Origin of the sequence: Olsenella profusa F0195, assembly GCF_000468755.1 — a bacterium.
GTDB classification, from domain to species: domain Bacteria; phylum Actinomycetota; class Coriobacteriia; order Coriobacteriales; family Atopobiaceae; genus Olsenella_F; species Olsenella_F profusa.
Genome location: NZ_AWEZ01000006.1, coordinates 71,126 through 94,589, shown reverse-complemented (window position 1 = coordinate 94,589; position 23,464 = coordinate 71,126). Strand labels below are relative to the sequence as shown.

Here is a 23,464-nt window from a genome sequence, read left to right as displayed (position 1 = left end):
CACGAGATATGCCTGAAACATCCTTGCGAGCGTGCGACCGTCCGCTGGGGCCTAGCCCAGCTCCGTACGCTCCCAATCGCTGCGCTCGGCCAAAAACCCCGCCGACCCCAGGGCCTCCTCGATGGCGTCGAGCGTTGCCTCGTCACGGGCGCTCACATGATGGAAGTGATAGCCCGAGGTGACCTCGCTGAGCAGCCCCGACTTGCTGCTTGCCAGCTCGTGCTCGAAGTGCGTCACGTCACTCCGGCTGGAGATGCCCAAAGGGGCGCTCAGGCGCCCGTAGGCGCGGTGGCTCACCAGCGTGTCCTCCACCGTCCCACCCAGATCGACGATGAGCCGCAGCTCCTCGCCCACGCGCCCGGGCCCATGGAACACCTTGAGGAGCCGCATCGGACGACTGGTGGCCGGCATGAGACGATAGCCGCGACTGGTCGAGACGACGTCCGCCCCCTGCGCCTTGAGCAGGGCGATGTCCTGCACGATCACCTGACGACTCACGCCAAGGCGACGCGCGAGCTCCGTCCCCGTCAGGGGGGCCACACTCCGCTCCAGCAGAGTCAGCGCCCGACTCCTGCGCTCCTCGCCCGTCATGATGCGCGCCGCCCCGTGACGACGAGATGCTTGAGGGAAAGGTCCAGTATGGGTGCCGAATGCGTGAGCGCCCCGCACGAGATGACGTCGACTCCCAGTTCGGCAAGGTCGTGCAGGCGCCCCAACGTCACGTTGCCCGAGACCTCGACCTCTGCCCTGCCATCCACCATGCCCACGGCCGTGCGCATGGTGGCAAGGTCCATGTTGTCAAGCATCACGATGTCCGCGCCAGCGGCCAAGGCCTCGCGAAGCTGGACGAGGTTCTCGACCTCCACCTCGACCTTGCGCACGAAGGGCGCACGGGCACGCGCCGCGGCCACGGCCTGGGAGATGCCACCCGCCGCATCGATGTGGTTGTCCTTGAGCATCACGCCGTCCGAGAGGTTGTAGCGATGGTTGGCGCCACCGCCCACGCGCACGGCCTCCCTCTCGAAGACGCGCATGTTGGGCGTGGTCTTGCGCGTGTCCACCAGACGTGTCCTGGTGCCCGCAAGCTCGCGGGCCATGGCGCGCGTGAGCGTGGCGATGCCGCTCATGCGCTGCAGGAAGTTGAGCGCCACGCGCTCGCCCGAGAGCAGGGCCTCCACATGCCCATGCACGACGCCCAGCTCCTCGCCGACGGTCACGTCATCGCCCTCACGCACGGCGGCCTTAAGACGGGCCGTGGGGTCAAGCAGCTGGAAGGTGCGCTCGAACACGTCCAGGCCGCAGATGACACCATCCTCCTTGGCCAGCAGATGCACCCGGCCACGCTCCGTGCCATCCACCACCGAGATGGTCGAGACGTCCTCGTTCGTGATGTCCTCGCGCAGGGCGGAGCGGATGAGCGGCTCCGCCTGCAGCCGTAGGGTCGTCTCACGCATGGGCATGCCTCCTTCGCACGATGTCCCGCGCCGCCAACCGTGAGAATACCAGGCTTTCCAAAAGCGAGTTGCTCGCAAGGCGGTTCCTGCCATGCACGCCATTGCAGCTGGTCTCCCCCGCCGCATAGAGATGCGGCAGGGTGGTACGGGAGTCCTGGTCCACATGGATGCCGCCCATGAGGTAGTGTTGGGCGGGAACCACGGGAATGGGCTCGCGCAGGATATCGTAGCCCTCGTCGCGACAGCGCTGGTAGATATTGGCAAAGTGTCCCGTTATGACCTCCGGTGCCACCCGTTCGAACGAGAGGCGCACGTACGGCATGCCATCCTCGCACATCTGCGCCCGAATGGCCTCGGAGACCATGTCACGGGGCAGCAGCTCGTCCACGAAGCGCTCGCCCCTCGCATCCAGGAGGATGGCCCCCTCCCCACGACACGACTCGCTGATGAGAAAGGCGCGCCCCGGTCGCGTGGTATAGAGCGAGGTGGGATGCAGCTGCACGTAGTCCATGTGCTCCAGCTCGACCCCATGCGCGGCGCAGATGCGGCAGCCATCCCCCGTCAGGCTGCGGAAGTTGGTGGAGCGCTCATAGAGCCCGCCCACGCCCCCCGTGGCCATGAGGGTGTCCGTGGCACGGATGGCAAGGTGCCCGCCGCCAGGCCGCTCGCAGACGACGCCCGTGCAGGCACCGTCCCCCTCAAGGAGGTCCACCATCGGGTGTCCCTCGAGGATGCGCACGTTGGACAACTCACGCACGCGCGCCAGAAGCGTGGTGGTGATCTCCCTGCCCGTGACGTCCGCATGGTGCACGATGCGCGGTCGCGAATGGGCGCCCTCGCGCGTGTAGTCCAGGTCGCCCGTCGGCGTGCGGTCGAACGACACGCCCAGGCATGTGAGGTCGCGGATGATGCCACGGCTCTCCCAGATCATGACGTCAACGCTCGCGATGCGGTTCTCGCCGTGACCGGCGCGCAGCGTGTCGTCAAACCAGGGGGCGTAGTCGTCATAGTCACGCATCACGCAGATGCCACCCTGCGCCAGCATGGAGTCGCAGCTGGCCACATCCTCCTTGCAGAGCATGGCCACCGAGAGAGCCCGCGGCAGGTTGAGGGCCGCATAGAGGCCCGCGACGCCACAGCCCACGATCGTCACGTCCGCGCGCATGTCCTGCGCCTCGCCCGCCATCAGAGCGCCGCCAGCTCGAGCATGCGCTCAAGGGGCGCGTTGGCACGATCCGCGTCCTCGGGAAGCTGCATCTCGCCCGAGCGGTCCTCAAGGCAGGCGAGCAGGCTCTGCGGCGTGACCATGGCCATGTTGGGACAGATGGGTGGCGTCGCCGGATAGTGGACACGCTTGTGTTGGCCCTGCGTCTGCCGCTCTATCTCGTACGAGACACCCATGACGGTGAGCACGATGAACTCCTTCCGGCTGCTCGCCGCGATGTGCTCGATGATCTGCTTGGTGGAGCCGATGAAGTCCGCCTCGGCAAGCACCTCCTCGCTGCACTCGGGGTGAGCCAGCACCTCGGCATCGGGATATGCCAGCTCCAACGCCTCCACCTCCGCCAGCGCGATGCGCATGTGCGTGGGACAATAGCCACGGTTGAGGATGACGTTCTTCTCGGGAAGCTGGTGCGCCACGTAGCGGCCCAGGTTCATGTCGGGCAGGAAGAGGATGTTGTGCTGCGGCAGGGCACGCACCACCTTGAGGGCGTTCGAGGACGTCACGCACACGTCCGCCCAGCGCTTGATGCGGGCCGTCGTGTTCACGTAGGCCACGATGGCAAGGTCGTCGTACTGGGTGCGCACCCTGTCCACGTCGGCCTCGCGCACCATGTGCGCCATGGGGCAATCGGCCGCGGGGACAGGCATGAGCACGCGGCGGTCAGGGTTGAGGAGCTTGACGCTCTCGGCCATGAACGAGACGCCGCAGAGCACGATGGTCTCGGCCGTCAGCGTCTTCGCCAGGCGCGCGAGGTAGAACGAGTCGCCCACGTGGTCGGCCAGCGCCTGCGTCTCGGCCGGCACGTAGTAGTGCGCGAGCACCACCGCATCGCGCTCGCGCTTGAGCCGCTCCACGCGCTCACGGAGCGCCCCGAACCCCGATCCGAAGTCCTGCGGGACGGGGCCGCCATCCTCGTGGAGGCGTCGCAGCGCCCGCTCGAGGCTCTGCCGCTCCAACGGCGTCATGACATAGTCGCCCATGTGCCCCTCCCCACCTCGGATCCCTTAGGGACAACCGCCGGTTGGCGTGACAGTATGACAGGAGATGAGGTAACTGTAAAGTCATGTGTCTTGTCAGTACCGGGACGCCAAGGAGGGACCATGCCCGGCGCCCCCGTCAGGGCATGGTGGAACCGGGCCTCCATCCCTGTCCAGACCCCCCACCAACCGGTGGCTCTTTGTGGTCTCACCAACGATGGCACAGGCGTTCGGACGGACCGCGGGTGCCGGGACCTTTGTCACGCCGCCCTCGGGCGAGAAGGTTATCCGCCTCATGCTCCTAGGCCACGGGCAATGACGATGTGGGCGGGCTCCTGGCGTCTGCGAAGGGCCTCGGATAGCCCTGCCGCGAGCGACCGCTAGATAATCCCGATCAGGATGCCCAAAAGCGCTCCCGCCACCACGTCACGTGGGAAGTGCGCGCCACCGAGCACACGCACCACCGCCAGCATCACGCCGACGGCAAGGAGCGCACACCCCACCGGCACGCTATAGGAAAGCCAGCTGGTGGCGATCACGAAGGCCGAGAAGACATGCCTGCTGGGGAACGACTTGCCGCGCGTCTTCTTGCGGATGAGCGGGTCGATGGCCAAGACCTCGTAGGGACGCGGTGCGTCAAGCCAGGCGCGCAGGGCCGTCTCCAAGACAAAGCCCACGACGGGAGCCAGCAGTGCGTGCCAGAAGGATGCCCCTGCCGTCTCACATCCCACGCCGAACCAGGTGAGCACCAGCAACAGCGGGTAGAGCACGTAGCACAGTACCTTGAGCCAGCGGTTTGCCCCCAACAGAGCCGCGCGCGCCCCAGGGTGCGCGCGCAGGCCCGCCGTCCATCGTACATACTGCCGCGCCGTCTCACGACTCGTGGTGAGCCATGCCAGGCGGCGCTGCGGCTGTGATGCCTGTGCCCTCATCGCCCTCAGCGCCAGGCTAGTCGCGCGTGAGCTTGCGGTGCAGGCGGTGCGGGCGAGAGAGGTCGGGTCCCAGGCGCCGCTCGCGATCCTTCTGGTAGTCCTCGAAGTTGCCCTCGAACCAGTGCCAGCTGCCGGGGTTCTCGTCCGTGCCCTCCCAGGCCAGGATGTGCGTGGCCACGCGATCCATGAACCAGCGGTCGTGGCTCGTGATCACGGCACAGCCCGGGAACGCCAGGAGCGCCTCTTCGAGGGAGGACAGGGTCTCGGTGTCGAGATCGTTGGTGGGCTCGTCAAGCAGCAGGAGGTTGCCGCCCTGGCGCAACGTGACAGCCAGGTTCAGGCGGTTGCGCTCGCCCCCGGAGAGCACGCCCGCACGCTTCTGCTGGTCGGAACCCTTGAAGCCAAAGGCGCCCACATAGGCGCGACTCGGGATCACGGCATCGCCCACCTGGATGTAGTCGTTGCCGTCCGACACGACCTCCCACACGCTCCTCTGGGCGTCCAGGCCCTCGCGTCCCTGGTCCACGTAGGAGAGCCGTACCGTCTCGCCCAGCTCGAGGGTGCCCGATGTGGGCCGCTCCCGGCCCACGATCATCTTGAACAGCGTGGACTTGCCCACGCCATTGGGGCCGATGACGCCCACGATGCCGTTGCGCGGCAGGGTGAAGGAGAGGTCGTCGATGAGCGTGCGATCGCCGAAGGCCTTGTGCAGATGCTCCACCTCGAGCACCTTGGCACCCAGGCGCGGGCCCACGGGAATGTGGATGTCCATGAAGTCCGTCTTGGTGGCGCGACGGGCCTCGGCCTCCATCTGCTCGTAGGCGGCCAGACGGGCCTTGCTCTTGGCCTGACGTGCCTTCTGCGAGCTGCGCGCCCACGCGAGCTCGTCCTGCATTCGCTTGGCGCGCCTGGCGTTCTGCTTGGACTCCATCTCCATGCGCGCGGCTTTGGTCTCCAGGTAGGTGGAGTAGTTCCCCCTGTAGGGATAGAGCGTGCCGCGGTCCACCTCGCAGATCCACTCGGCCACGTTGTCCAGGAAGTAGCGGTCGTGCGTGACGGCCAGGACGGCGCCCTGGTAGCTCTTGAGGAACTGCTCCAGCCACAGGACGCTCTCGGCGTCAAGGTGGTTGGTGGGCTCGTCCAGCAGCAGCAGGTCCGGTGCCTCAAGCAACAGCCTGCAGAGGGCCACGCGACGGCGCTCGCCGCCTGAGAGGTGGCTCACGCCCTCGTCGGGATCGGGGCACTGCAGGGCATCCATGGCCTGCGAGAGCTGGGAGTCGATGTCCCAGCCACCCGCGGCGTCAATCTCGTCCTGCAGCGTCCCCATCTCCGCCATGAGGGCATCGCAGTCGGCGTCAGGATCCGCCATCTCCTCGCCAATCCTGTTGAAGCGCTCGACCTTGGCCAGAAGGTCCCCAAAGGCCAGGCGGATGTCCTCCCCCACGGTCTTGGCCTCGTCCAAAGGCGGTTCCTGCTCGAGCAGGCCCACGCTGTAACCGGGTGAGAGCCTGGCCTCGCCATTGGAGATGCCCTCCCTGCCTGCCATGATCTTGAGCAGGGTGGACTTGCCCATGCCGTTGGGCCCCACCACGCCGATCTTGGCGCCCGGCAAGAATCCCATCGTCACGTCATCCAGGACGACCTTGCCATCAAAGGCCTTGCGAACCTTCTCCATCTGGTAGATGAACTCTGCCATATGCCGTTCCCTGCGTATGGCTGCCCACGCAGCCGTCGTGCCGTCCCCGCCATTCTACGGGAGCCCCGGCGCTTCCGCAGGCCTTTCACAAGTCACGCCGCAGGAAGGATACGCCGTCCACCCATGCCGCATGGGCTGCGCCAGGAAGGCCCTCCGCTTCCAAGGGCCCGGACGTGCCGCCGCCCAGGAAGGCCCTCGTGAGCAAGCGTCGTATTCGTCATGGGCAGCCCAGCCATACCCGTGCGAGTGTACATCTGATGACATCCTGAACCCAGATTTTGGCTGCGAATGCCATCAGATGCGCACTTTCGCATGTAGTCCTCGCGCCCAGGAACCCTCGACCGTCAATAGGAACGCACGCTGGCACCGTGCGCCAGCTCGTCAATGATCGCGGCGCGCATGCGCGAGCCATCGAAGTCCTCGAGGCGGCCAAGGATCATCCTGCGGTGACGCTCGCCAAGGTCATGCCCCAACCCCTCCGCCAGCTTCCTGAGAAACGATTCGTATGCCACAGCGGTTCCGCAGTCGCGCGCAGTGGTTGGATACACCCTGATGCCTAGGGCGGCATAGCAATTGGGTCCTCGTGGCGTCCTCCGCCATGCGATCAATCCCACCGTGCCACTCCGCCCCATAGTGCTCTATGGCAAGCCGATGCCTCGGAAAGTACAGGTCCGGACGAAACGACGTCCGCCCGAGCATGCTCATGTCCTTACGGCTCATCACCAGCTGGGCATTCAGCTGGAAGTCTCCAAGGGCGATTCCACCCCAACGCACCGGAAACCCCAGCAGGATGGCGTGGGTCGACTCCACGGGCGAGGCGGAGCTGGCGCGGATGTGACGCACGGACGCCTTGGCAAGTCGTGCGCCCTTAACATGGGAGACCCCATTCAGCCATAGACTCAGCCGATTCGGATCTGTGACGGGATTCGTCCCGTAGTGGCAGTCCTCGCCATAGGGATTCCTGGGATTGCGGGCATAGGTTCCGCAGAGCTCCATGCCAAACTCCGCCAGCACGGCCAGGGCAACCGGACGATCCATGCGCCCCATGGAGACAAGGGGGCTCAGGTGACGGGCAAGGGAGAGCAGCTGGTGCTCCGGGGCGTCGATATGGACGGACGTGCCAAAGGCGTCAAGCTCGGCTATCAGGAACGACCCGCTGGGAAGCACGGAGGCATTCACCTTGCAATCAACCACCGAACTCCGTATCCTATGCGCCCCGTCCGCAACGCGCACCATCAATGGATGCGATGGGAAGACGTCCAGGTATTGTCCGAGCTCGCTCACCGCCTCCCGCCATGTCCTGCCAACGCCTGCAGAGGAGTGCCCAACGATATGACTGTTGGACTCGTGCAGGCGCGGCCACCGGCCGCTTCGCGCCATGCGCAGCAGTTCGACCGCGCTATGTCCGCCAATCCAGATATCCATGCCCCCATGATGGGAGTCCTTGGGCCCTGGTGGACGGATTTTCTATGCCTTACGTGTAGCAAACTGGCAGAAATCTATCAATATGGGCAGAACGTGGACACAGACACAACTGTTTATCTGCTCAAACGCACAAACTCACATAGTGGGGTCAGCTATGCGCCCCTGCAGTGGCAGATGGAGAATCTGAGGTTCCCGTGACCAACCATCTTATGAATCGTACATCTGATGGCGGTATGAGCGCGAAAGTGCGCTTGTGCTGTCATCAGATGTACAGTGCGTCGCCCCATACCACCAAAAAACTGACACACGCCTCGGCCCGGTGACAGGGCTCGTCAACAAAAGCCGCCCCAACGCCAAGCTTGGGGCGGCTGTGCGACCGGATGCCCCTCAGGACACCATCGGACTCTGAGAACGGGAGACCTAGTGATTCTTGGGAGCCAGGTAGTTGTACACCGCGGCCGCCAACGCACCGCCAATGAGCGGAGCCACAATGAAGACCCAGGCGCACCCGAGTGCCTCGCCGCCCTTGAGGAGCGCGGGGCCAAGACTGCGGGCGGGGTTAACGGACGTACCCGTAAAGTGGATGCCCAGGATGTGCACGAAGGTCAGCGACAGGCCTATCACGAGACCGGCGACCGCCCCGTTTTCCACCTTGTCGGTGACGCCAAGCACCACGAGCACGAATACAAAGGTCAAAATGATCTCGATGAGCAGCGAGAGGCCAACGTTACCCTGGTAGAGGGCATTGGTGCCCATGCTGCTGCCAAACCCGGCAAAGAGGCCCACGAAGGCGGCACCGAGAAGGCCACCAAGGAACTGCGAGACCAGGTAGCCGACGAACTTCGCCGTGTCCATGTTGCCACGCATCCACACGCCCAGCGAGACGGCAGGGTTGACGTGGCAGCCCGAGACGTTACCAATGGAGTAGGCCATGGCCACGACGGACAGGCCGAATGCCAGTGCCGTCGCAAGATAGGCGCCATTGGGCTCCGCACCATTGCAGCCAAGTGCGGCGGCGGTACCGCAGCCAAAGGTCACCAGGACACACGTTCCAATGAACTCGGCAACGTACTTCTTCATGCTCCCCATAACGCCCTTTCTTTTGAGGCCTCTCTGGCACGGGGCATCCATACCCCACAGGGAACCATAGTATGAATCATAGGGTCCGTCAGGATAACCATATTACTGAATTACTGAACGGGCGGGGTCGGGCATCGCGGTCGTTCCTACGACTCATTGACGAGCTTGCCCGTCATGTGCTCGATGTCCAGGTAGTAGCAGAGCACCCGCTTGCCTGCCTGCCGCACCTCCTCATCGACGGCAGCCACGTCGGGATAGACCCTATGGACGTAGCGCAAACCCAGCGCACGCACGGCCTCGATGGTGGCGGCGCCCGGCTCCATCTCATGCAGGCGGCCAAAGCAGATGACGCTCCTCACATCGAGTCCAAGCCTGCCCTGCGCCGGCACGCCCTCGCTCATGACGCAGAAGCTGGCCTTCTCATGGGCGCGCAGGGCGTCCACCTTGTGGCCCTCGCGGGCACCGTGGAAGTAGATGCGCCCCTCGGAGGGCTCGTACAGGTAGTCGAGCGGCACGGCATAGGGATAGTCGTCGTCGCCGAGCAAGGCCATGACACCACGCATGCCATCCAGGAGCACTTCGTCGCACTCCTCGCGAGGAAGCTCCTGCCTGAATCTACGCATGGGACGAAACATGGGACCTCCGCAGGCCGTAGCACCGCCCGATCCAGGCGCTTACCTCAGGTCGTTGTCTCGATCATAGCGCTTGCCACCCCAGTACACATGGCTCGCACGCTGGCACTTCTCGCCCAGCTCCACGCCGTCAAGCGCGTACCTCACGAACTCGTCGAAGCCCACGCGATCCACGATGTAGCCGATGTGCTCCTTGCCCTCCGGGGCATGGGGGTCGATGTGCTCCTCGATGAAGGCGTACGTGTTCTGCACGATCCTGACGATGGAGTCCTCGTCCGCCCAGCGCAGCCAGTCCTCGGCCAGGCGTGGGTTCTGCTTGCCCGTGCGCCCGAGGATCTTGACGCGGAAGTAGTGCTCCCGGGAACGGGTCCAGGCGCGCGTGGGGCAGTACACCACGCACACGCCGCAGCCGATGCAGCGATCCTCGCTGCGCACGACCTTGCCACCCACCAGCTTGAGCGCGCTCACGGAACGACGCCGGCACCAGTCCACGCACTGGCCGCAGCCGATGCAGCGGGTGGGATCGTACTGCGGCTCCGTCATGCCGATGATGCCAAAGTCATTGAGCGCCACGTGCGCGCAGTCATTGGAACAGCCCGTGAAGGCCACCTTCACGTGGCGGTTATTGGGGAAGATCGCCTGATCCATGCGCCGGGCAAAGGCCGTGGTGTCATAGCAGCCAAAGGGGCACAGGCGCTTGCCGGGACACGCCACGACGTTGCGCGTGCCGCTCGCCAGATAGCCGTGGTCGGTGTCCTCCTGGTTGATGCGCGTGTCCTCGATGATGGCCTTGAGCCGTGCATTCACCTGGGGCATGTCCTCCAGCCTGATGCCGGGGATCTCCACGCCCTGGCGGTTGGTGAGGAAGATCTCGCCGTTGCCAAACTCCTCCGCGATCCCCACGATGCGCGCCATGCTCCTGGCACTCACGAGACCACCCGGCACACGCACGCGACTGGCCGTCTCGCCGCGCACCTTGGACTGGCGGAAGGCGTTCCTCTTAAGCCTCTTGACGTTGACGTCCATGGTCATAACGAGCTGCCCCCTAGTCCAACAGGTCCTTGGACTCGGTGTAGTTGAACACCGGGCCGTCCAGGCACACGTACGTGTCACCGATGCGGCAGTGGCCGCACTTGCCAAGGCCGCAGCACATGCGGCGCTCCTGGGAGACCCAGACGTTTCCCTCCGCAAGGCCGCGCCCGAGCAGCCCCCTGATGGTGAAGCGCATCATGGGGGGTGGTCCCACGACGACGGCCTGCACCGTCGCAGGGTCCCGCAGTGACAGGTCGGGGATGTACTTGGTCACCAGGCCGATGTTGCCCCCATAGCCCTCGGGAGCCGCGTCCACGGTGAGCGTGAGGTCGAGCGCCTTGTCCCACCGTGTGAGGTCATCACGGAAGAGCAGGTCGTCAGGGCTGCGGAAGCCCACGATCACGTGCTTGTCCGCGGCGTCGACGCACCGTGAGAGGAAGTCGACGACACCGCGCACCGGACTCACGCCCGTGCCGCCGGCCACCACCACGACCTCACCTCGCTCAAAGAGCGAGGTGTCGAAGCCGTTGCCATAGGGTCCGCGCAGCAGGAGGATCTGACCCTCGTAATGCTCGAACACCTCATTGGTGACCACGCCCACGCGGCGGATGGTGAGATCCACCGACACGCCCGGTACGATGCCCGACACGCTGATGGGTGCCTCGCCGAACTTGGGGAGGGAGACCTCGAAGAACTGTCCGGGCCGCACGTCGCCCGCGAAGGCCATGCGGAAGGTGTACTCCCTCTTGGTATGGCGGATGACCTCGAGGATCGTGGATGGGAAGGGAACGTAGGGATTGGTCGCCGCATCGAGCGTGACGGCAGCTGTGGCACTGCTAGGCATTGGTGGCCACCCCCTGGGAGGCGTCCCGGGCAAGCCCGTCGACGGCATCCGCGAGCTTGTTGATGCAGCCCGAGAACGAGATGTACTCCGGGCACACCGTGTCGCAGCGGCCACAGCCCACACACATGTCAAAGCCGAAACGCCGACGGAAGTCGTACACCTTGTGCAGCACCTTGAAGCGCATGCGATCGCCAGCGGCCTTGCGGTACGAGCCACCACCGGCGACGTCGGTGTAGCCATCGATCATGCAGCTGGCCATGACGCGCCGACGCTCGCCCACGCGGCCGTTGTCCGTGTAGTAGGCATCCTGCATGGTGAAGCAGGTGCAGGTCGGGCACACCAGGTTGCAGCGACCGCAGGTGATGCAGCGTTCGGTGTACTCGTTCCACATATCGTGCCCGTAGATGGCGTTGGGAACGGCCTCGGGCACGCGCACGGAGACGTCGTTTGACGCCACATGGGTGGGCGTCACGTCCTCCTCGCCCGTGGCCTCGGCGACAAAGTAGGGGCGCAGGTCGTCCGCCTTCACGTCCACGCGATACCCACCGCCATCGGCGGGGCGGTCAAACGAGAGGTCGTACCCCGTGGCCACGTTCGTGCCCATGCTCACGCAGAAGCAGTCCTCCTGGCTGTGGTCGCAGCCTAGGAGGGCAAAGCGCATCCTGGAGCGCAGGCGCTGGTAGAAGGGGTCGGGACGGCCATTCTCGAGGTACAGGGCGTCCAGGCGGCGCACGGCATTGAGGTCACAGGCCCTCAGCACCACCACGACCTCGCGCTCGTCCGCGTCCGCCACCTTGACGTCATCCTCCGTAAAGAAGAACAGCGTCTGAGAGAGTGGCGTGAGCACCTCCTTGAAGGGGTAGTCAGAGCGTCTCTCCAGCTCCATGGCACTGACGTCGGCCGTGAAGTCGTAGCGCACGACATCCACGTCGGCAAAGCGGCCCTCGCCCCTTTTGAGCTGGGGCGCATAGATCAGGCGATCCTCTCCCAGACGTCCCATGGCGCGCGAGAAGCCCGCGGCGCTCAGCACGTAGCCCATGTCTCCCCCTCCCCGGCCGTGACGCCCTCACGTCACGGCCGGCATGCCGTAAGCGGCCTATGACTCGTCCACGAGAACGTACGGGAAGACGGCATCATTGTCTGTCGTTTTTCTAACGCTGACGCCAAACGACTCATACAGGGGCCGGGGCATCCGGGCCAGCTCCGCTGGCGTCCCTGCCGCGCGTACCCACCCCCCATCGATGAGTACCACGTCATCCGCCGTGGAGAAGCACTCCACGAGGTCGTGCGTGCACTCCACCACCGCCATGCCCCGCTCGTGCGCGAGACGGGAGAGCATGTCGGTTGCCCACCGGCGATGCCGTACGTCCATGCTGGCGCACGGCTCGTCCAGCAGCAGCGCTCCCGGCTCCTGTGCAATGGCCATGGCCAGGTAGGCCCGCTGCAGCTCCCCTCCCGAGAGGCTCTCCAGCTGCCGCTCCTCAAGACCCTCCAGCTCGCAGAGCTCGAGGGCCTCACGTACGACGGCACGATCCCCCTCGCCGAGCACCTTGGAGACGCCCATACGCGAGAAGCGCCCATGCCCCACAAGCGTGCGGACGCTCATCGCGGGCACGGCGAGGCGCTGCGGCAGGAAGCCCAGATGATGCGCGCGCTCACGGTGCGAGAGGCCCCTCACGTCCAGACCGTCCACACGTATCGAGCCCTCGTGCGGCAGTGCGCCGGCGATGGCCTTGAGCAGCGTGGACTTGCCGCTGCCGTTGGTCCCCACCACACAGGTGAGCTCACCGTCCCCAAAGCACAGGTCATCCACGCTCACGACCGCTCTGCCACCATAGCCGCAGGTGACATGGGAGAGCTCGATCATCGGCGCATCCCCCCTCGCCCCCGCATGAGCATCGCTAGGAAGAAGGGCGCACCCAGCAGCGAGAGCACCAGCCCCACCGGCAGCTCGTAGGGATAGAGCACGAGCCGACCGACCAGGTCGCAGCCCACGAGCAGGCACGCGCCCCAGATGGCGCAGGCCACGGCCTCCTCACGAAAGCCGCCCCGCGCCACCATGCGCACGAGGTTGGGGACGATGAGCCCCACGAAGCCCACGAGACCTGCCACCGAGACGGCGGCCGAGGCAAGCGCCGCCGCAATCACCACGGCGCACGCGCGATGGAGACGTGCGTCGAGTCCCAGGCCAAATGCGGTCTGGTCGCCCAGGGCAAGCAGGTCGACCCCTGGACCCAGGGCATAGGCCGCCACGATTCCCACCAGCGTGATGGCCGCGGCCACCTGGAGCTGCTGCCAGGAGACGCCCGCCAATCCACCCAGCTGGAAGGCGACCCTGTCGGCCACCAGGTCGGGACGGGCGGTCACCAGCGCGTCGGACCCGGCAGAGAAGAGCGAGGCCACGGCGACGCCGGCAAGCACCAGCGTGGTGCGCGAGACCCCCGCCCGGCGCGCCACGAGCATGACGGCAAGCGTTGCGACGAGGGCCCCCGCCAAGGCGGACAGCTGCCGCGCCAGGGGCACGAACGGAAGCGCGAGCCCGCAGACGAGCACGGCGAGGCCGGCACCGGCATTGATGCCCATCACGCTTGGCGCCGCGAGCCGGTTGTCGAGCACCGCCTGCAGCAGGAGGCCCGACACGGCGAGGGCGGCGCCACACACGACGCCGCCCAGCGCACGGGGCAGGCGCAGCTGCCACACGATGGTCACGGCCACACGCGACGCGACGTCCGGACGCAGCAGCGCCCCCAGGGCGTCACCGGTGCCCAGGGCGTCGGTGCCCACCACCGCAGAGGCGACGAGCGCGCAGGCGAGCACGAGCGCGCCGAGCGCCGAGGCCGCGGCTGGGCGCTGGCGCACGCCACGTGGGGAGGACATCGACACTACCCCTGCTCCCTGAGATCGAGGATGTAGCGATAGGCCTCGGCCCAGCGAGCGTTGGGCTTGTACTGGAAGAGGTCCTTGGGCAGCACGTACACATGACCTGTCTTGGTCGCCGAGAGATCCTGCCACATGGGCTGGCTGGAGAAGCCCTCCTCGAAGGCGGATGCCGCCTCGTCCTCCCTGCCCTGATAGATGACGAACACGTTGTCTGGGTCAGCCGCCGCGATGGCCTCGAGCGAGAGGTCGTCCAGGCTCGAGGTGCCCTCGGCGACGTTGGCCAGGGCGAGGTCATCGAGGATCTCGCAGGCGAAGTGGTCGTCCTTGAGCACCTTGCTCTTGGCAGCGGAGGTACGCAATGCCAGGTAGCTCGCCTGAGGGAGCTTGCCCGCCTGGTTCCTGACCTCATCGATGTCCGCCTGTACGGTGGTGACGTTCTGGTCGTAGAGGTCGCCGCGCCCCGTCATGGCACAGAGCTGCGCCATGACGCTAGCATAGTCCCCAAAGGACTCGATCGTGACCGCCTGGGTGGTGACGCCCTGTCCGTCCAGGGAGTCCCTGAGCTCCACCTGCGCGGGTATCTCCCTCGAGAGCAGCACGAGGCCGGGATCGAGGCCCACGATGGCCTCGAGGCTGGGCTTGGCATCGGTTCCCACCGTGGTCGCAGAGCCCACGCCGTCGAGGTCCGTGGCATCCTCGGTCACACCCACGAGCGTGCCGCCCGCAAGCAGCCACATGTCCGCAAGCGAGCGCATGAGTGCCACCACGTTCTGCGGCTCCGTGGCACTGCCCTGCTCAGGGGCACCATCCTGCCCCTGTGCGCCGCCCGCGCCCGAGCAGCCCACAAGGCCACCCGCAGCGCACAGCGCCGCCGCAACGAAGGCTCGTCTGTCCAGCATGGGCCTCCCCCCCTGGTGCCATCGCATGGTACCTCCGCGTCCCCGAGGCCAGTGTAGGCCAGCAGGAGTCGGCGCCCGTCGTGGAAACTCCCGGGCATCGGCCATCGTCACTACCGAACGCAGCGGCCGCTAGCACGCTGACGCCAGTGCCTATGCCACGGACACCAGGTCGCGATGGTATGCCACCCCATCCGTCGTGCCATGGCAGGCAAAGATAGCCCCTCGCTCATGTGCCACTCTCCCTCAGACCCCGTACCTGTCACCTTCATTGTGGCATGCCCCCATGCTCAACCATGTCGGAAAGCCAACGTGTGCGAGCCGGCATCGTTTGTGACACTATCAAGAGAACCGATACGAGGCATAGGAATGCGACATAGGGATACCATGAAGTCAGAAGAGGGCTCCCAAGAGGAGAAGTTCCGGCAGATGACGGAGTCGCCCGTGCGGCGGCTCATCCTCACCCTTGCGGCACCGTCCATCCTTTCCAACCTGGTCACCAGCATCTACAACCTCTCGGACACCTTCTTCGTGGGAAGCCTGGGCGTTGAGGCATCGGGTGCCATCGGCATCTCGTTCGTCGCCATGACCGCCATCCAGGCCGTGGGCTTCTACTTTGGACAGGGCATAGGCAACGCCGCCTCGCGTGGCCTCGGCAAGCAGGAGACGGAGCACGCCTGCCGCCTCGCGACGAATGGCCTGGCCTACACCCTCATGATGGGCGTGCTCATCGCCATCGTCGGCAACGTGTTCATCGACCCGCTCTGTCGGCTTGCCGGCTCCACGAAGACCATCCTGCCCTACGCGCGCACGTTCATCGGCCTCACGCTGCTGGGTGCCCCCTTCATGTGCGGAGCGCTCATGCTCAACACGCTCATGCGCTTCGAAGGCGAGGCGTTCTACGCCATGGTCGCCATCATGACGGGTGCCATCCTCAACATCGGCCTGGAACCGCTCTTCATCTACGTCCTGGGCATGGGCATCGCCGGCAGCGCCCTCTCCACCATCATCTGCCAGGCCATCAGCTTCGTCATCCTGGTCATACAGCTCCAGCGCACGGGCATCACCACCCTCTCGCCCGCATGGCTGCAGCCACCCAGCGCCGCCATGCTGCGCGAGATAAACAATGGCGGCGTTCCCTCGTTCGTGCGCCAGGTGATGCTGGGCATCGCCACCACGCTGCTCAACGATGCCGCCCGTCCCTTTGGCGACCCCGCCATCGCCGGCCTGGCCATCGTGCAGCGCATCTGTGCCTTTGGCAACTACATCCAGATCGGCATCGGTCAGGGCTATCAGCCCGTGGTGGGCTACAACTACGGCGCGCGCAAGTTCTCGCGCATCCGCAGGGGCTACTTCTTCTCCGTTGGGGCCGCCGTGGTATCGGTGCTGATGGTGGGCATTCTCACCTGCACGTTCGCACCCCAGCTGGTCTCCGCCTTCACCCCCGACGCCGAGGCGATCCAGATAGCCACGCTGAGCCTGCGCGTGGAGAGCTTCACCATGGCCATCACCGGCGTGGCCATGATCACCAACTTCCTGCTGCAGACCACGGGACGCATGTGGCGCGCCACCATCCTGGGCGCCTGTCGGCTGGGCCTCGTGCTGGGGCCGGTCGTGCTCGTGCTCCCCCACCTTTGGGGACTTCTGGGCGTGCAGCTGGCACAGCCCGTCACCGACGTCATCACGGGCCTCATCGCCCTGCCGCTTGCCTGGCAGGTGCTGCGCGAGCTGCGCCAAGAGGAACGGGGCCTCAGGCCCACCCGCGTATAGCCCCAAGACGCCATGGGACGCATCCCCCGTCGTCGGCCTGGGGCACTGGCGTCCGGCACCAGGCCCCGACGGAACGTCTTACCCCTTCTACCAGCCCGACCATCATGGCTGCACCGCAGACGTGTACAATCGACGGCGATGGTAGCATCCGAAACCGGAGGCACTGCACAAAGGAGGACACCGTGTCCGAATCCATTCGCAAGGTCAACGTCATCGGCCACCTGCATCCCGACACCGACAGCATCTGCTCGGCCATCTCGCTGGCCTACCTCAAGGGCCAGACGGACGACACCGAATACGAGCCACGACGCGCCGGCACCATCAACCGCGAGACCTCCTTCGTGCTCAAGCACTTCGGCTTTAAGGAGCCCGCCCTCATCACGTCGGTGCGTCCGCAGATCAAGGACATCCAGATCCAGGACATGCGAGGCATCGATCCCGAGATGAGCCTGTTCTCCGCCTGGAATCTCATGGGCGAGAGCAAGACCGACACGCTCTGCATCACCGATCCCACGGGTGACCTCAAGGGCCTCATCGCCGTGAAGGACATCGCCAACGCCAACATGGACGTCTTCGACAAGACGGCCCTCTCCGAGGCGCACACGCTCTACTCCAACATCGTCTCCACGCTCAAGGGCGAGCTGCTCCTGGGGGACCTCGTGGACAAGGTCGCCGTCGGCAAGGTCGTCGTGGGCACGACGCCCGAGATGATGGAGGGCAACATCCAGGAGGGCGATACCGTCCTGGTGACCAACCGCTACGAGACGCAACGCTTTGCCGTCGAGTCCGGCGCGAGCTGCCTCGTGGTCTGCAATGACGCGCGCATCTCCAACGTGGTGCTCGACGCCGCCAGGGACAGGGGCTGCACCGTCATCGTCACACCCTACGACACCTTCTCTGCCGCGCGTCTCATCAGCATGTCCGTCCCCGTGCGCGCCAGGATGCTCGATGCGGCGGACGTCCTGCGCTTCTCCGTCAACACCACCGTGGACGAGGCGCGCAGGACCATCACGCAGTCGCGCCACCGCTTCTTCCCCGTAATTGACGAGGACGGTCACTACAGCGGCCTGGTCTCCACGCCCAACCTGCTCAGCGTCAACAAGAAGCACGTCATCCTCGTGGACCACAACGAGCGCTCGCAGGCGGTCGATGGCCTGGAGCAGGCCGTCATCATGGAGATCATCGACCACCACCGCATCGGCACGATAGAGACGGAGTCACCCGCCCTCTTCCGCAACGAACCCGTGGGATGCACCTGCACGATCCTCTTCAGCATGTACCACGAGCAGGGCGTGGAGATTCCGCACGACATCGCGGGCCTCATGATGAGCGCCATCCTGTCCGACACGCTGGCGTTCCGCTCCCCCACCTGCACCCCGCGCGACGAGCATGCGGCCCGCGAGCTGGCCCGGATCTGTGGCGAGGACATCGACGCCTACGCCGATGACATGTTCGATGCCGGGGCCGCGCTCGACGGCCGCACCGCCGAGGAGGTCTTCCACCAGGACTTCAAGGTGTTCTCCCGCGGCTCCGCACGCTTTGGCGTGGGCCAGGGCAGCTTCATGACCGAGCGGAGCCGCAAGGCCGCCGAGGCGCTCGTGGGTCCCTACCTCGAGGAGGGTGCCGCCGCCGATGAGCTGCCGATGGTGTTCTACCTGTTCACCGATGTCAAGCACGCCTCGAGTGAGATGCTCTACTTTGGCACCAACGCCGAGCGCATCGTCAGGCAGGCGTTCGACGTGGAACCCGTCGATGGCGTCGCCATGCTACCGGGCGTCGTGAGCCGCAAGAAGCAGGTCATCCCCGCACTCATGGCGACGCTGCAGGACTACCAGAAGGAGTAGCCACAGATCCCCCCGACCGACCCACCGCCTGGGCGCCACGGGGCGGTGGGTACGGCCTGCGTCGTCCCGCAGACCCGAACGACCGTCACAGCAGCTGGTCGAGCGTGCTGCCATACGATGGCAGGAACTCCTCCATGAAGTCGGCCACCTCGGGAAGCTCCGCCGCCATCTCGTCGAGCTTGGCGCGGGTGGCGGCCTCTGCCGTCGCAAACTCGGTGTTGCCTGCCGCGCGCTCCTCGAGGCACTTGATGAGCGCGGAGAGCTTGTCGGCCGCCTTCACCAGGCGTGCGAGGTACTGGTCCGCCTCGCCCTCCCCCGTCGCGAGCGTCTCCACGAAGGTGGGCCGTAGGTCGGCAGGCAGCGTGTCCAGGAGGCGCTCCTCGGCCGCTGCCTCCACGTCCCTGTAGGCATCACGGATATGCCCGTTGGCATACTTGACCGGCGTGGGCATGTCGCCGGTGATGATCTCCGCCACATCATGGTACATGCCCACAAGCGCGGCACGGTTGGCGTCGAGCCTCCGGGCATGGCGCACGTTGCCGATCACACACAGCAGGTGCGCGATCATGGCCACCTCCAGCGAGTGCTCGCTGAGGTTCTCCGTGCGCGCGTTGCGCATGAGCGCCCAGCGATCGATGTACCTGAGGCGTGAGAGTATCGCCGAGAAGTGCGACTGCTGGCGATCCATGGGCTATCCTTCCAATGGCGTGTGACGGTCACTGGTCATCGTACGGCATGCAGGGACGGAGGCGAGGGGAACGAATCAGCCGGGGCAACGAGGCGGATCCGTGCCTCCGCCTCGTGCACCTCAGGTAGGTGACCCCCTATGGACCCATGCCAAGGTCGAGGAAAGCCTCGTCATAAGGGGTGTGGCACAGACCCTTTTCCGTAATGACGCCCGTGATGAGGCCGTGATCCGTCACGTCAAAAGCCGGATTGAAGACGTCAACGCCCTCAGGGGCCATACGCTCTCGATACCACATCTCCGTCACTTCGTCGGGATTGCGCATCTCGATGGGAATCTGCTCTCCTGTTGGTGTGTCCATGTCAATGGTCGAGCTTGGCGCACAGACATAGAATGGAATCCCGTAATGGTGGGCAAGAATCGCTACCCCGGATGTTCCAATTTTGTTTGCCGTGTCACCATTCCTTGCCACACGATCGCACCCAACGAAGATGACGTCGATCTTGCCGGATCTCATGAGGATGGAGGCCATGTTGTCACACTGCAGCGTAGTAGTGATTCCCGCATGGTAAAGCTCAAAGGATGTCAGGCGTGCACCTTGCAACAGCGGCCTCGTCTCATCGCAGTACACATGCATGTCCGTTCCAGCCCACCCGTGTTCGAGAGCCAGGTACATAGGTGCGGTGGCCGTACCATACTTTGCAGTGGCAAGCGTACCGGCATTGCAGTGCGTCAGAATCCCAACCGCTTGGCCGTTCCTCTTGAGATCCCTGAGCAGCCCAAAGCCAATCTCGCCAATCGCACGGCTTATCTGCACATCCTCTTCTCGAATGGCGTCAGCCTCGGCAAAGAGCGCCTCTTTGATGTCATCAGGAGAATCATCCGCATGGTTCTTGACGACACGGTCCATGCGATCGAGCGCCCAGAACAGATTCACTGCCGTAGGACGAGAGGAGGCAAGATAGTCTTTTTCCTCTGTAAACTTGGCATAGAAGTCATCAAGGCCGTTCGACTCGATACGAGACGCCAGAAGCGCGATGCCATATGCAGCCGCAACACCAATTGCAGGTGCACCACGCACGCGCAGCCGCTTGATGGCGTCCCAGATCTCCACCCTGCTTGATATCTCAATGCGCTTGATGGTGCCGGGAAGAAGCGTCTGGTCTATGATGTCGAGTGCGCTCTCATCAGGGCTCATGCGAACGGTAACGACCTTGTTAAAGAATTCCTCAACGTTCATGACTAAGCTCCTCTTGCGTTCCCACTGGCTGTTACAGGGTCCTCATGGCAGCGTCCTCGGCGCGCCTGACCGCACCGACGAAGTCCTTGCCCGAGCGAAATGCACGTTGATGCAGTATGTAGTCCTTTCCGGCAAGGATATTGATGCGTTCCGCCAATAGGCGTCTCTTTTCATCCTTGATGCTTGTAACGTCAGCAACATTGGCAAGGCCCACGGTCCGGCGGTGGAGTTCTGTGCCCGCATAACCAGCCGTATCATCAAGTATGCTTTCGAGGTACCATTCCTTGAAGCCAGGTACCTGGGCCATCGGCTCGGTCACACGTTCGTCGAACCTCTTGTTGAACTTTGTGACGAATTTGTCGACCGTCTGTTCGATGGTATCGAGTACCCATGTGCAGAATGGCTCATCCTCTGTCGCCAGTCCATTGTCATAGGCAAAAATGAGGTTTGCGACGACATTGCCCGTGTCATATCCCATCGGTGCATAGGTACCAAATTCCGAATCGAACACCTTCATAGCGTCTGGTGCGATGAAGATCGATCCTGTATGCAAGTCACCGTGCAGAAGGGCTTGGGCGTCTGTCATAAACTTGAACTTGAGTTTCGCGACCTCCAGATGCAACCTCTGATCCGCATAAAGCTGTTCCTCAACGAACTGCCTGTTGGGAGGAAAAACGTTGTTACGTCCCTCATGGTCACCATATGGTTCCATCAGCACGAGCTTCTCGGTAATGTCACACAAGTCTGGAGAGACGAACCTCTGTACGAGGCGTTTCTTCTCCTGATGGTTCATGACGACATCACTACTCAGCAGAAGCGTGTCGACCATGAACGTCGAGATGGCCTCCGCAAAGTGTGGAAACGTCTCATGCCTGAGCATCGCATCCCTCATGACTTCGAAGTCACTGCAATCCTCGAGCCCACAGGCGCACATGATGGTGTCATAGAAATATACGTGTGGAACCATGCCAGGTGCCAGCTTGCCCTCCACCTCAAGGATCTCAGATTCGATGCGGTTTCTATCAGTCGAGGGCTTCATGTCCTTCGAGATGCGCGTCTCCATCCCAGCCTGCTTAATGTAGAGCGAGTGACCGACGTCATCCGTCACGCGGAAGACGTAATTCAGGTTTCCATGCTCAGGAGGCACGACCGCCTTGATGGATGCGCGATCCCACCCTATCTCTGGTGTCTTCTCAAGCGCATACTCCACAACATCATCTGGACTCATCTCAAAATACTTGGTAAAACGTGACATCCTGCCTCGCCCTTTCCACTTCCCTTGCCCTGTATCCGAGTTTGCCCTCGTCATGTGCTATCCCCTCTGTGATAGCCCCCGAAGGATATCTCCACGCATCCAGCTCCTCCTGAGAAGGGCCATGCATCTCCGTACCATCCGAAATACTCAGCGCATTGTAATAGAGATGTGCCACCTCTTCCACGTATGGGGCCTTGAGATATGCCTCGGACATGTCCTGTGCATCGTCGCCTCGCTCGTAGGCCTGAGTCACGAGAGATTCTCAACGACGTGGCCGTCAAGGTCGATCACGACCAAGTCGCTGGGTGACAGCCACTCGCGATCGACGCCAGTTGGCGTGATGACAATTTTAAACTGTACTTACATTGGTTTGATCCCATATTCCCATTGCCTTTGCCAAGGAGTGGGGATCACATCGGAGTCTCTGGTGTAGGTGCCCCCAGGTAGGGCAACGGCCGCCGCCTTAGAGTTCGCAGTTGCGAGACAATGGATGCGACGAGAGGCAGTGGCCGTTTCCCTACCTGGGGGCACCTACTTTCTCGACACGATCTGCATTGCACCTGGAGGCATTCGATACTCAGCTCCCAAATGCAACAAATGGAAGATAGGAGGCCACATGCATGCAATCCGCACCAGACTTCCCAAGCACTTCGTGCTCGAGGAGCGCCTCGAGCGGTATGCGGATGCCATCGAGGTGCGGCCCCAGAGCTACGCCGGGCGCTGGCGCGAGGCCTGCCATCCCCTCAGGGAGGGCCAAGACGGGCCGCACGCCTACCAAGGGCTGTGGCTTGACCTGGGCTGTGGCAAGGGTGGCTTCACGGCGGACATGGCCAAGCGCGACCCCACGACCCTCTTCGTGGGCGTGGACTTCGAGCCCGTCTGCATGGCCTACGCAGCGGAGAAGGCCGTCAGACGGCATCTTCACAACATGGTGCTCGTACCGCGCTCGGCGGACCGTCTCTCAGACGCCTTTGCCCCCGGTGAGCTCGACGGCATCTACCTCAACTTCCCGACGCCCTTCCCTAGGCGCAAGGAGGCTCACCTGCGCCTCACGCATGCGGACCGCCTGCTGGAATACCGCAGGCTCCTGGCGCCCGACGCGCGCCTGCTCCTGAAGACGGACAGCTATCCGCTCTGGCGCTTCTCGCTCGACCAGCTCGATCTGGCCGGCTACGACGTGCTCTGGCAGAGCGAGGACGCGCGCGCCGAGCGGTCGGACGATGTCATGAGCTGGTACGAAAGACGCCTCTCCGCTCAGGGCGCCACGGTCTACGCCGTGGAGGCCACGCCCCAGACCACTCCCATCCCAGCCTGCGTGGGGCAGAGGGGATCGATGAGCCTCGTCGACTACCTGCCCGCAGACCTCGATGCCATGGCCGCCACCTACGTGCCCCACGGCATGCGGGGCACCGTCACCAACCTACGCAACCAGCGCCTCAGGGCCGCGACGCACGGACAGCCCCACGCGGACGCTCGCCCCGCCAGGGACCTGCGACATGACATCCATCTGCCACCACAGGGTGGTTGAGGAGGTTGGCGTGCCCCACTCAGAGTAGACTGGAGGGAATACGTGCGACGCGACCGCGTCACGGGAATG

The 23,464-nt window shown here is 64.4% G+C and carries 23 protein-coding genes; 3 read left to right on the top strand and 20 right to left on the bottom strand.

The window, feature by feature from the left end; genetic code table 11:
* Positions 1-51 precede the first annotated feature (51 nt).
* The 15 genes from HMPREF1316_RS00905 to HMPREF1316_RS00835 all read right to left on the bottom strand — a co-directional run bounded on the left by HMPREF1316_RS00905 (position 52) and on the right by HMPREF1316_RS00835 (position 15,076).
* Positions 52-591 (bottom strand): transcription repressor NadR, encoded by a 540-nt coding sequence (locus HMPREF1316_RS00905; protein WP_021725031.1) that lies wholly within the window; start codon positions 589-591, stop codon positions 52-54.
* The gene (gene nadC / locus HMPREF1316_RS00900; protein ID WP_021725012.1) at positions 588-1,454 is read right to left on the bottom strand and encodes a carboxylating nicotinate-nucleotide diphosphorylase; all 867 of its coding nucleotides are present in this window, start codon (positions 1,452-1,454) and stop codon (positions 588-590) included. The genes HMPREF1316_RS00905 and nadC overlap by 4 nt, the downstream gene beginning before the upstream one ends.
* Positions 1,447-2,640, bottom strand: a complete 1,194-nt coding sequence (locus HMPREF1316_RS00895) for an L-aspartate oxidase (RefSeq protein WP_021724924.1) — start codon at positions 2,638-2,640, stop codon at positions 1,447-1,449. The genes nadC and HMPREF1316_RS00895 overlap by 8 nt, the downstream gene beginning before the upstream one ends.
* Positions 2,640-3,659 (bottom strand): quinolinate synthase NadA, encoded by a 1,020-nt coding sequence (gene nadA, locus HMPREF1316_RS00890; protein WP_021725010.1) that lies wholly within the window; start codon positions 3,657-3,659, stop codon positions 2,640-2,642. Before nadA ends, HMPREF1316_RS00895 begins: the two co-directional genes overlap by 1 nt.
* A 377-nt stretch (positions 3,660-4,036) precedes the next feature.
* Entirely contained in the window at positions 4,037-4,588 is a 552-nt protein-coding gene (locus HMPREF1316_RS00885; RefSeq protein WP_021724977.1) for a phosphatase PAP2 family protein, read from the bottom strand.
* 16 nt (positions 4,589-4,604) lie between these two features.
* Entirely contained in the window at positions 4,605-6,284 is a 1,680-nt protein-coding gene (gene ettA / locus HMPREF1316_RS00880) for an energy-dependent translational throttle protein EttA (protein ID WP_021724926.1), read from the bottom strand.
* Positions 6,285-6,746: 462 nt separating this feature from the next.
* Entirely contained in the window at positions 6,747-7,664 is a 918-nt protein-coding gene (locus tag HMPREF1316_RS00875) for a hypothetical protein (protein ID WP_198009529.1), read from the bottom strand.
* Between the two features lie 465 nt (positions 7,665-8,129).
* Positions 8,130-8,789 carry an MIP/aquaporin family protein gene (locus tag HMPREF1316_RS00870; protein ID WP_040650736.1) on the bottom strand — a complete coding sequence of 220 codons (660 nt, stop codon included), beginning with the start codon at positions 8,787-8,789 and terminating at the stop codon, positions 8,130-8,132.
* 146 nt (positions 8,790-8,935) lie between these two features.
* Positions 8,936-9,412: a pyridoxamine 5'-phosphate oxidase family protein gene (locus tag HMPREF1316_RS00865; protein WP_232204380.1), complete on the bottom strand. Its 477-nt coding sequence runs from the start codon at positions 9,410-9,412 to the stop codon at positions 8,936-8,938.
* A gap of 51 nt (positions 9,413-9,463) precedes the next feature.
* The gene (gene asrC, locus HMPREF1316_RS00860) at positions 9,464-10,447 is read right to left on the bottom strand and encodes a sulfite reductase subunit C (protein ID WP_040650734.1); all 984 of its coding nucleotides are present in this window, start codon (positions 10,445-10,447) and stop codon (positions 9,464-9,466) included.
* A 19-nt stretch (positions 10,448-10,466) separates the two neighbouring features.
* Positions 10,467-11,297, bottom strand: a complete 831-nt coding sequence (gene asrB, locus HMPREF1316_RS00855) for an anaerobic sulfite reductase subunit AsrB (protein WP_021724954.1) — start codon at positions 11,295-11,297, stop codon at positions 10,467-10,469.
* Positions 11,290-12,336 (bottom strand): anaerobic sulfite reductase subunit AsrA, encoded by a 1,047-nt coding sequence (gene asrA / locus HMPREF1316_RS00850; protein ID WP_021724975.1) that lies wholly within the window; start codon positions 12,334-12,336, stop codon positions 11,290-11,292. The genes asrB and asrA overlap by 8 nt, the downstream gene beginning before the upstream one ends.
* A 57-nt stretch (positions 12,337-12,393) precedes the next feature.
* Positions 12,394-13,164, bottom strand: a complete 771-nt coding sequence (locus HMPREF1316_RS00845) for an ABC transporter ATP-binding protein (RefSeq protein WP_021725004.1) — start codon at positions 13,162-13,164, stop codon at positions 12,394-12,396.
* On the bottom strand, positions 13,161-14,174 hold the full coding sequence (locus tag HMPREF1316_RS00840) for a FecCD family ABC transporter permease (RefSeq protein ID WP_021724999.1): 1,014 nt from the start codon (positions 14,172-14,174) through the stop codon (positions 13,161-13,163). Before HMPREF1316_RS00840 ends, HMPREF1316_RS00845 begins: the two co-directional genes overlap by 4 nt.
* A 5-nt stretch (positions 14,175-14,179) precedes the next feature.
* Positions 14,180-15,076 (bottom strand): ABC transporter substrate-binding protein, encoded by an 897-nt coding sequence (locus tag HMPREF1316_RS00835; RefSeq protein WP_021725030.1) that lies wholly within the window; start codon positions 15,074-15,076, stop codon positions 14,180-14,182.
* Between the two features lie 384 nt (positions 15,077-15,460).
* On the opposite strand from HMPREF1316_RS00835, the gene HMPREF1316_RS00830 reads away from it, so the two are divergent.
* Positions 15,461-16,843, top strand: a complete 1,383-nt coding sequence (locus HMPREF1316_RS00830) for an MATE family efflux transporter (RefSeq protein WP_021725009.1) — start codon at positions 15,461-15,463, stop codon at positions 16,841-16,843.
* 182 nt (positions 16,844-17,025) lie between these two features.
* On the top strand, positions 17,026-18,687 hold the full coding sequence (locus HMPREF1316_RS00825) for a putative manganese-dependent inorganic diphosphatase (protein ID WP_021724929.1): 1,662 nt from the start codon (positions 17,026-17,028) through the stop codon (positions 18,685-18,687).
* Between the two features lie 85 nt (positions 18,688-18,772).
* Here HMPREF1316_RS00825 and yfbR read toward each other — a convergent pair whose 3' ends face one another.
* The 5 genes from yfbR to HMPREF1316_RS14935 all read right to left on the bottom strand — a co-directional run bounded on the left by yfbR (position 18,773) and on the right by HMPREF1316_RS14935 (position 22,209).
* A complete protein-coding gene (yfbR, locus tag HMPREF1316_RS00820) occupies positions 18,773-19,375 on the bottom strand; it encodes a 5'-deoxynucleotidase (RefSeq protein ID WP_021725024.1) in 603 nt (200 codons plus the stop codon).
* A 136-nt stretch (positions 19,376-19,511) separates the two neighbouring features.
* Entirely contained in the window at positions 19,512-20,612 is a 1,101-nt protein-coding gene (mtnA, locus tag HMPREF1316_RS00815; protein WP_021725015.1) for an S-methyl-5-thioribose-1-phosphate isomerase, read from the bottom strand.
* Positions 20,613-20,643: 31 nt separating this feature from the next.
* Positions 20,644-21,867, bottom strand: a complete 1,224-nt coding sequence (gene mtnK / locus HMPREF1316_RS00810) for an S-methyl-5-thioribose kinase (protein ID WP_021724937.1) — start codon at positions 21,865-21,867, stop codon at positions 20,644-20,646.
* A complete protein-coding gene (locus HMPREF1316_RS13520) occupies positions 21,842-22,120 on the bottom strand; it encodes a hypothetical protein (RefSeq protein WP_021724967.1) in 279 nt (92 codons plus the stop codon). Before HMPREF1316_RS13520 ends, mtnK begins: the two co-directional genes overlap by 26 nt.
* Complete coding sequence (locus HMPREF1316_RS14935) at positions 22,117-22,209, bottom strand: hypothetical protein (protein WP_332248140.1); 93 nt, start codon at positions 22,207-22,209, stop codon at positions 22,117-22,119. Before HMPREF1316_RS14935 ends, HMPREF1316_RS13520 begins: the two co-directional genes overlap by 4 nt.
* 274 nt (positions 22,210-22,483) lie before the next feature.
* Between HMPREF1316_RS14935 and trmB the strand changes: the two genes are divergently transcribed.
* Entirely contained in the window at positions 22,484-23,395 is a 912-nt protein-coding gene (gene trmB / locus HMPREF1316_RS00805) for a tRNA (guanine(46)-N(7))-methyltransferase TrmB (protein ID WP_051332854.1), read from the top strand.
* The last annotated feature ends 69 nt before the right edge of the window (positions 23,396-23,464 follow it).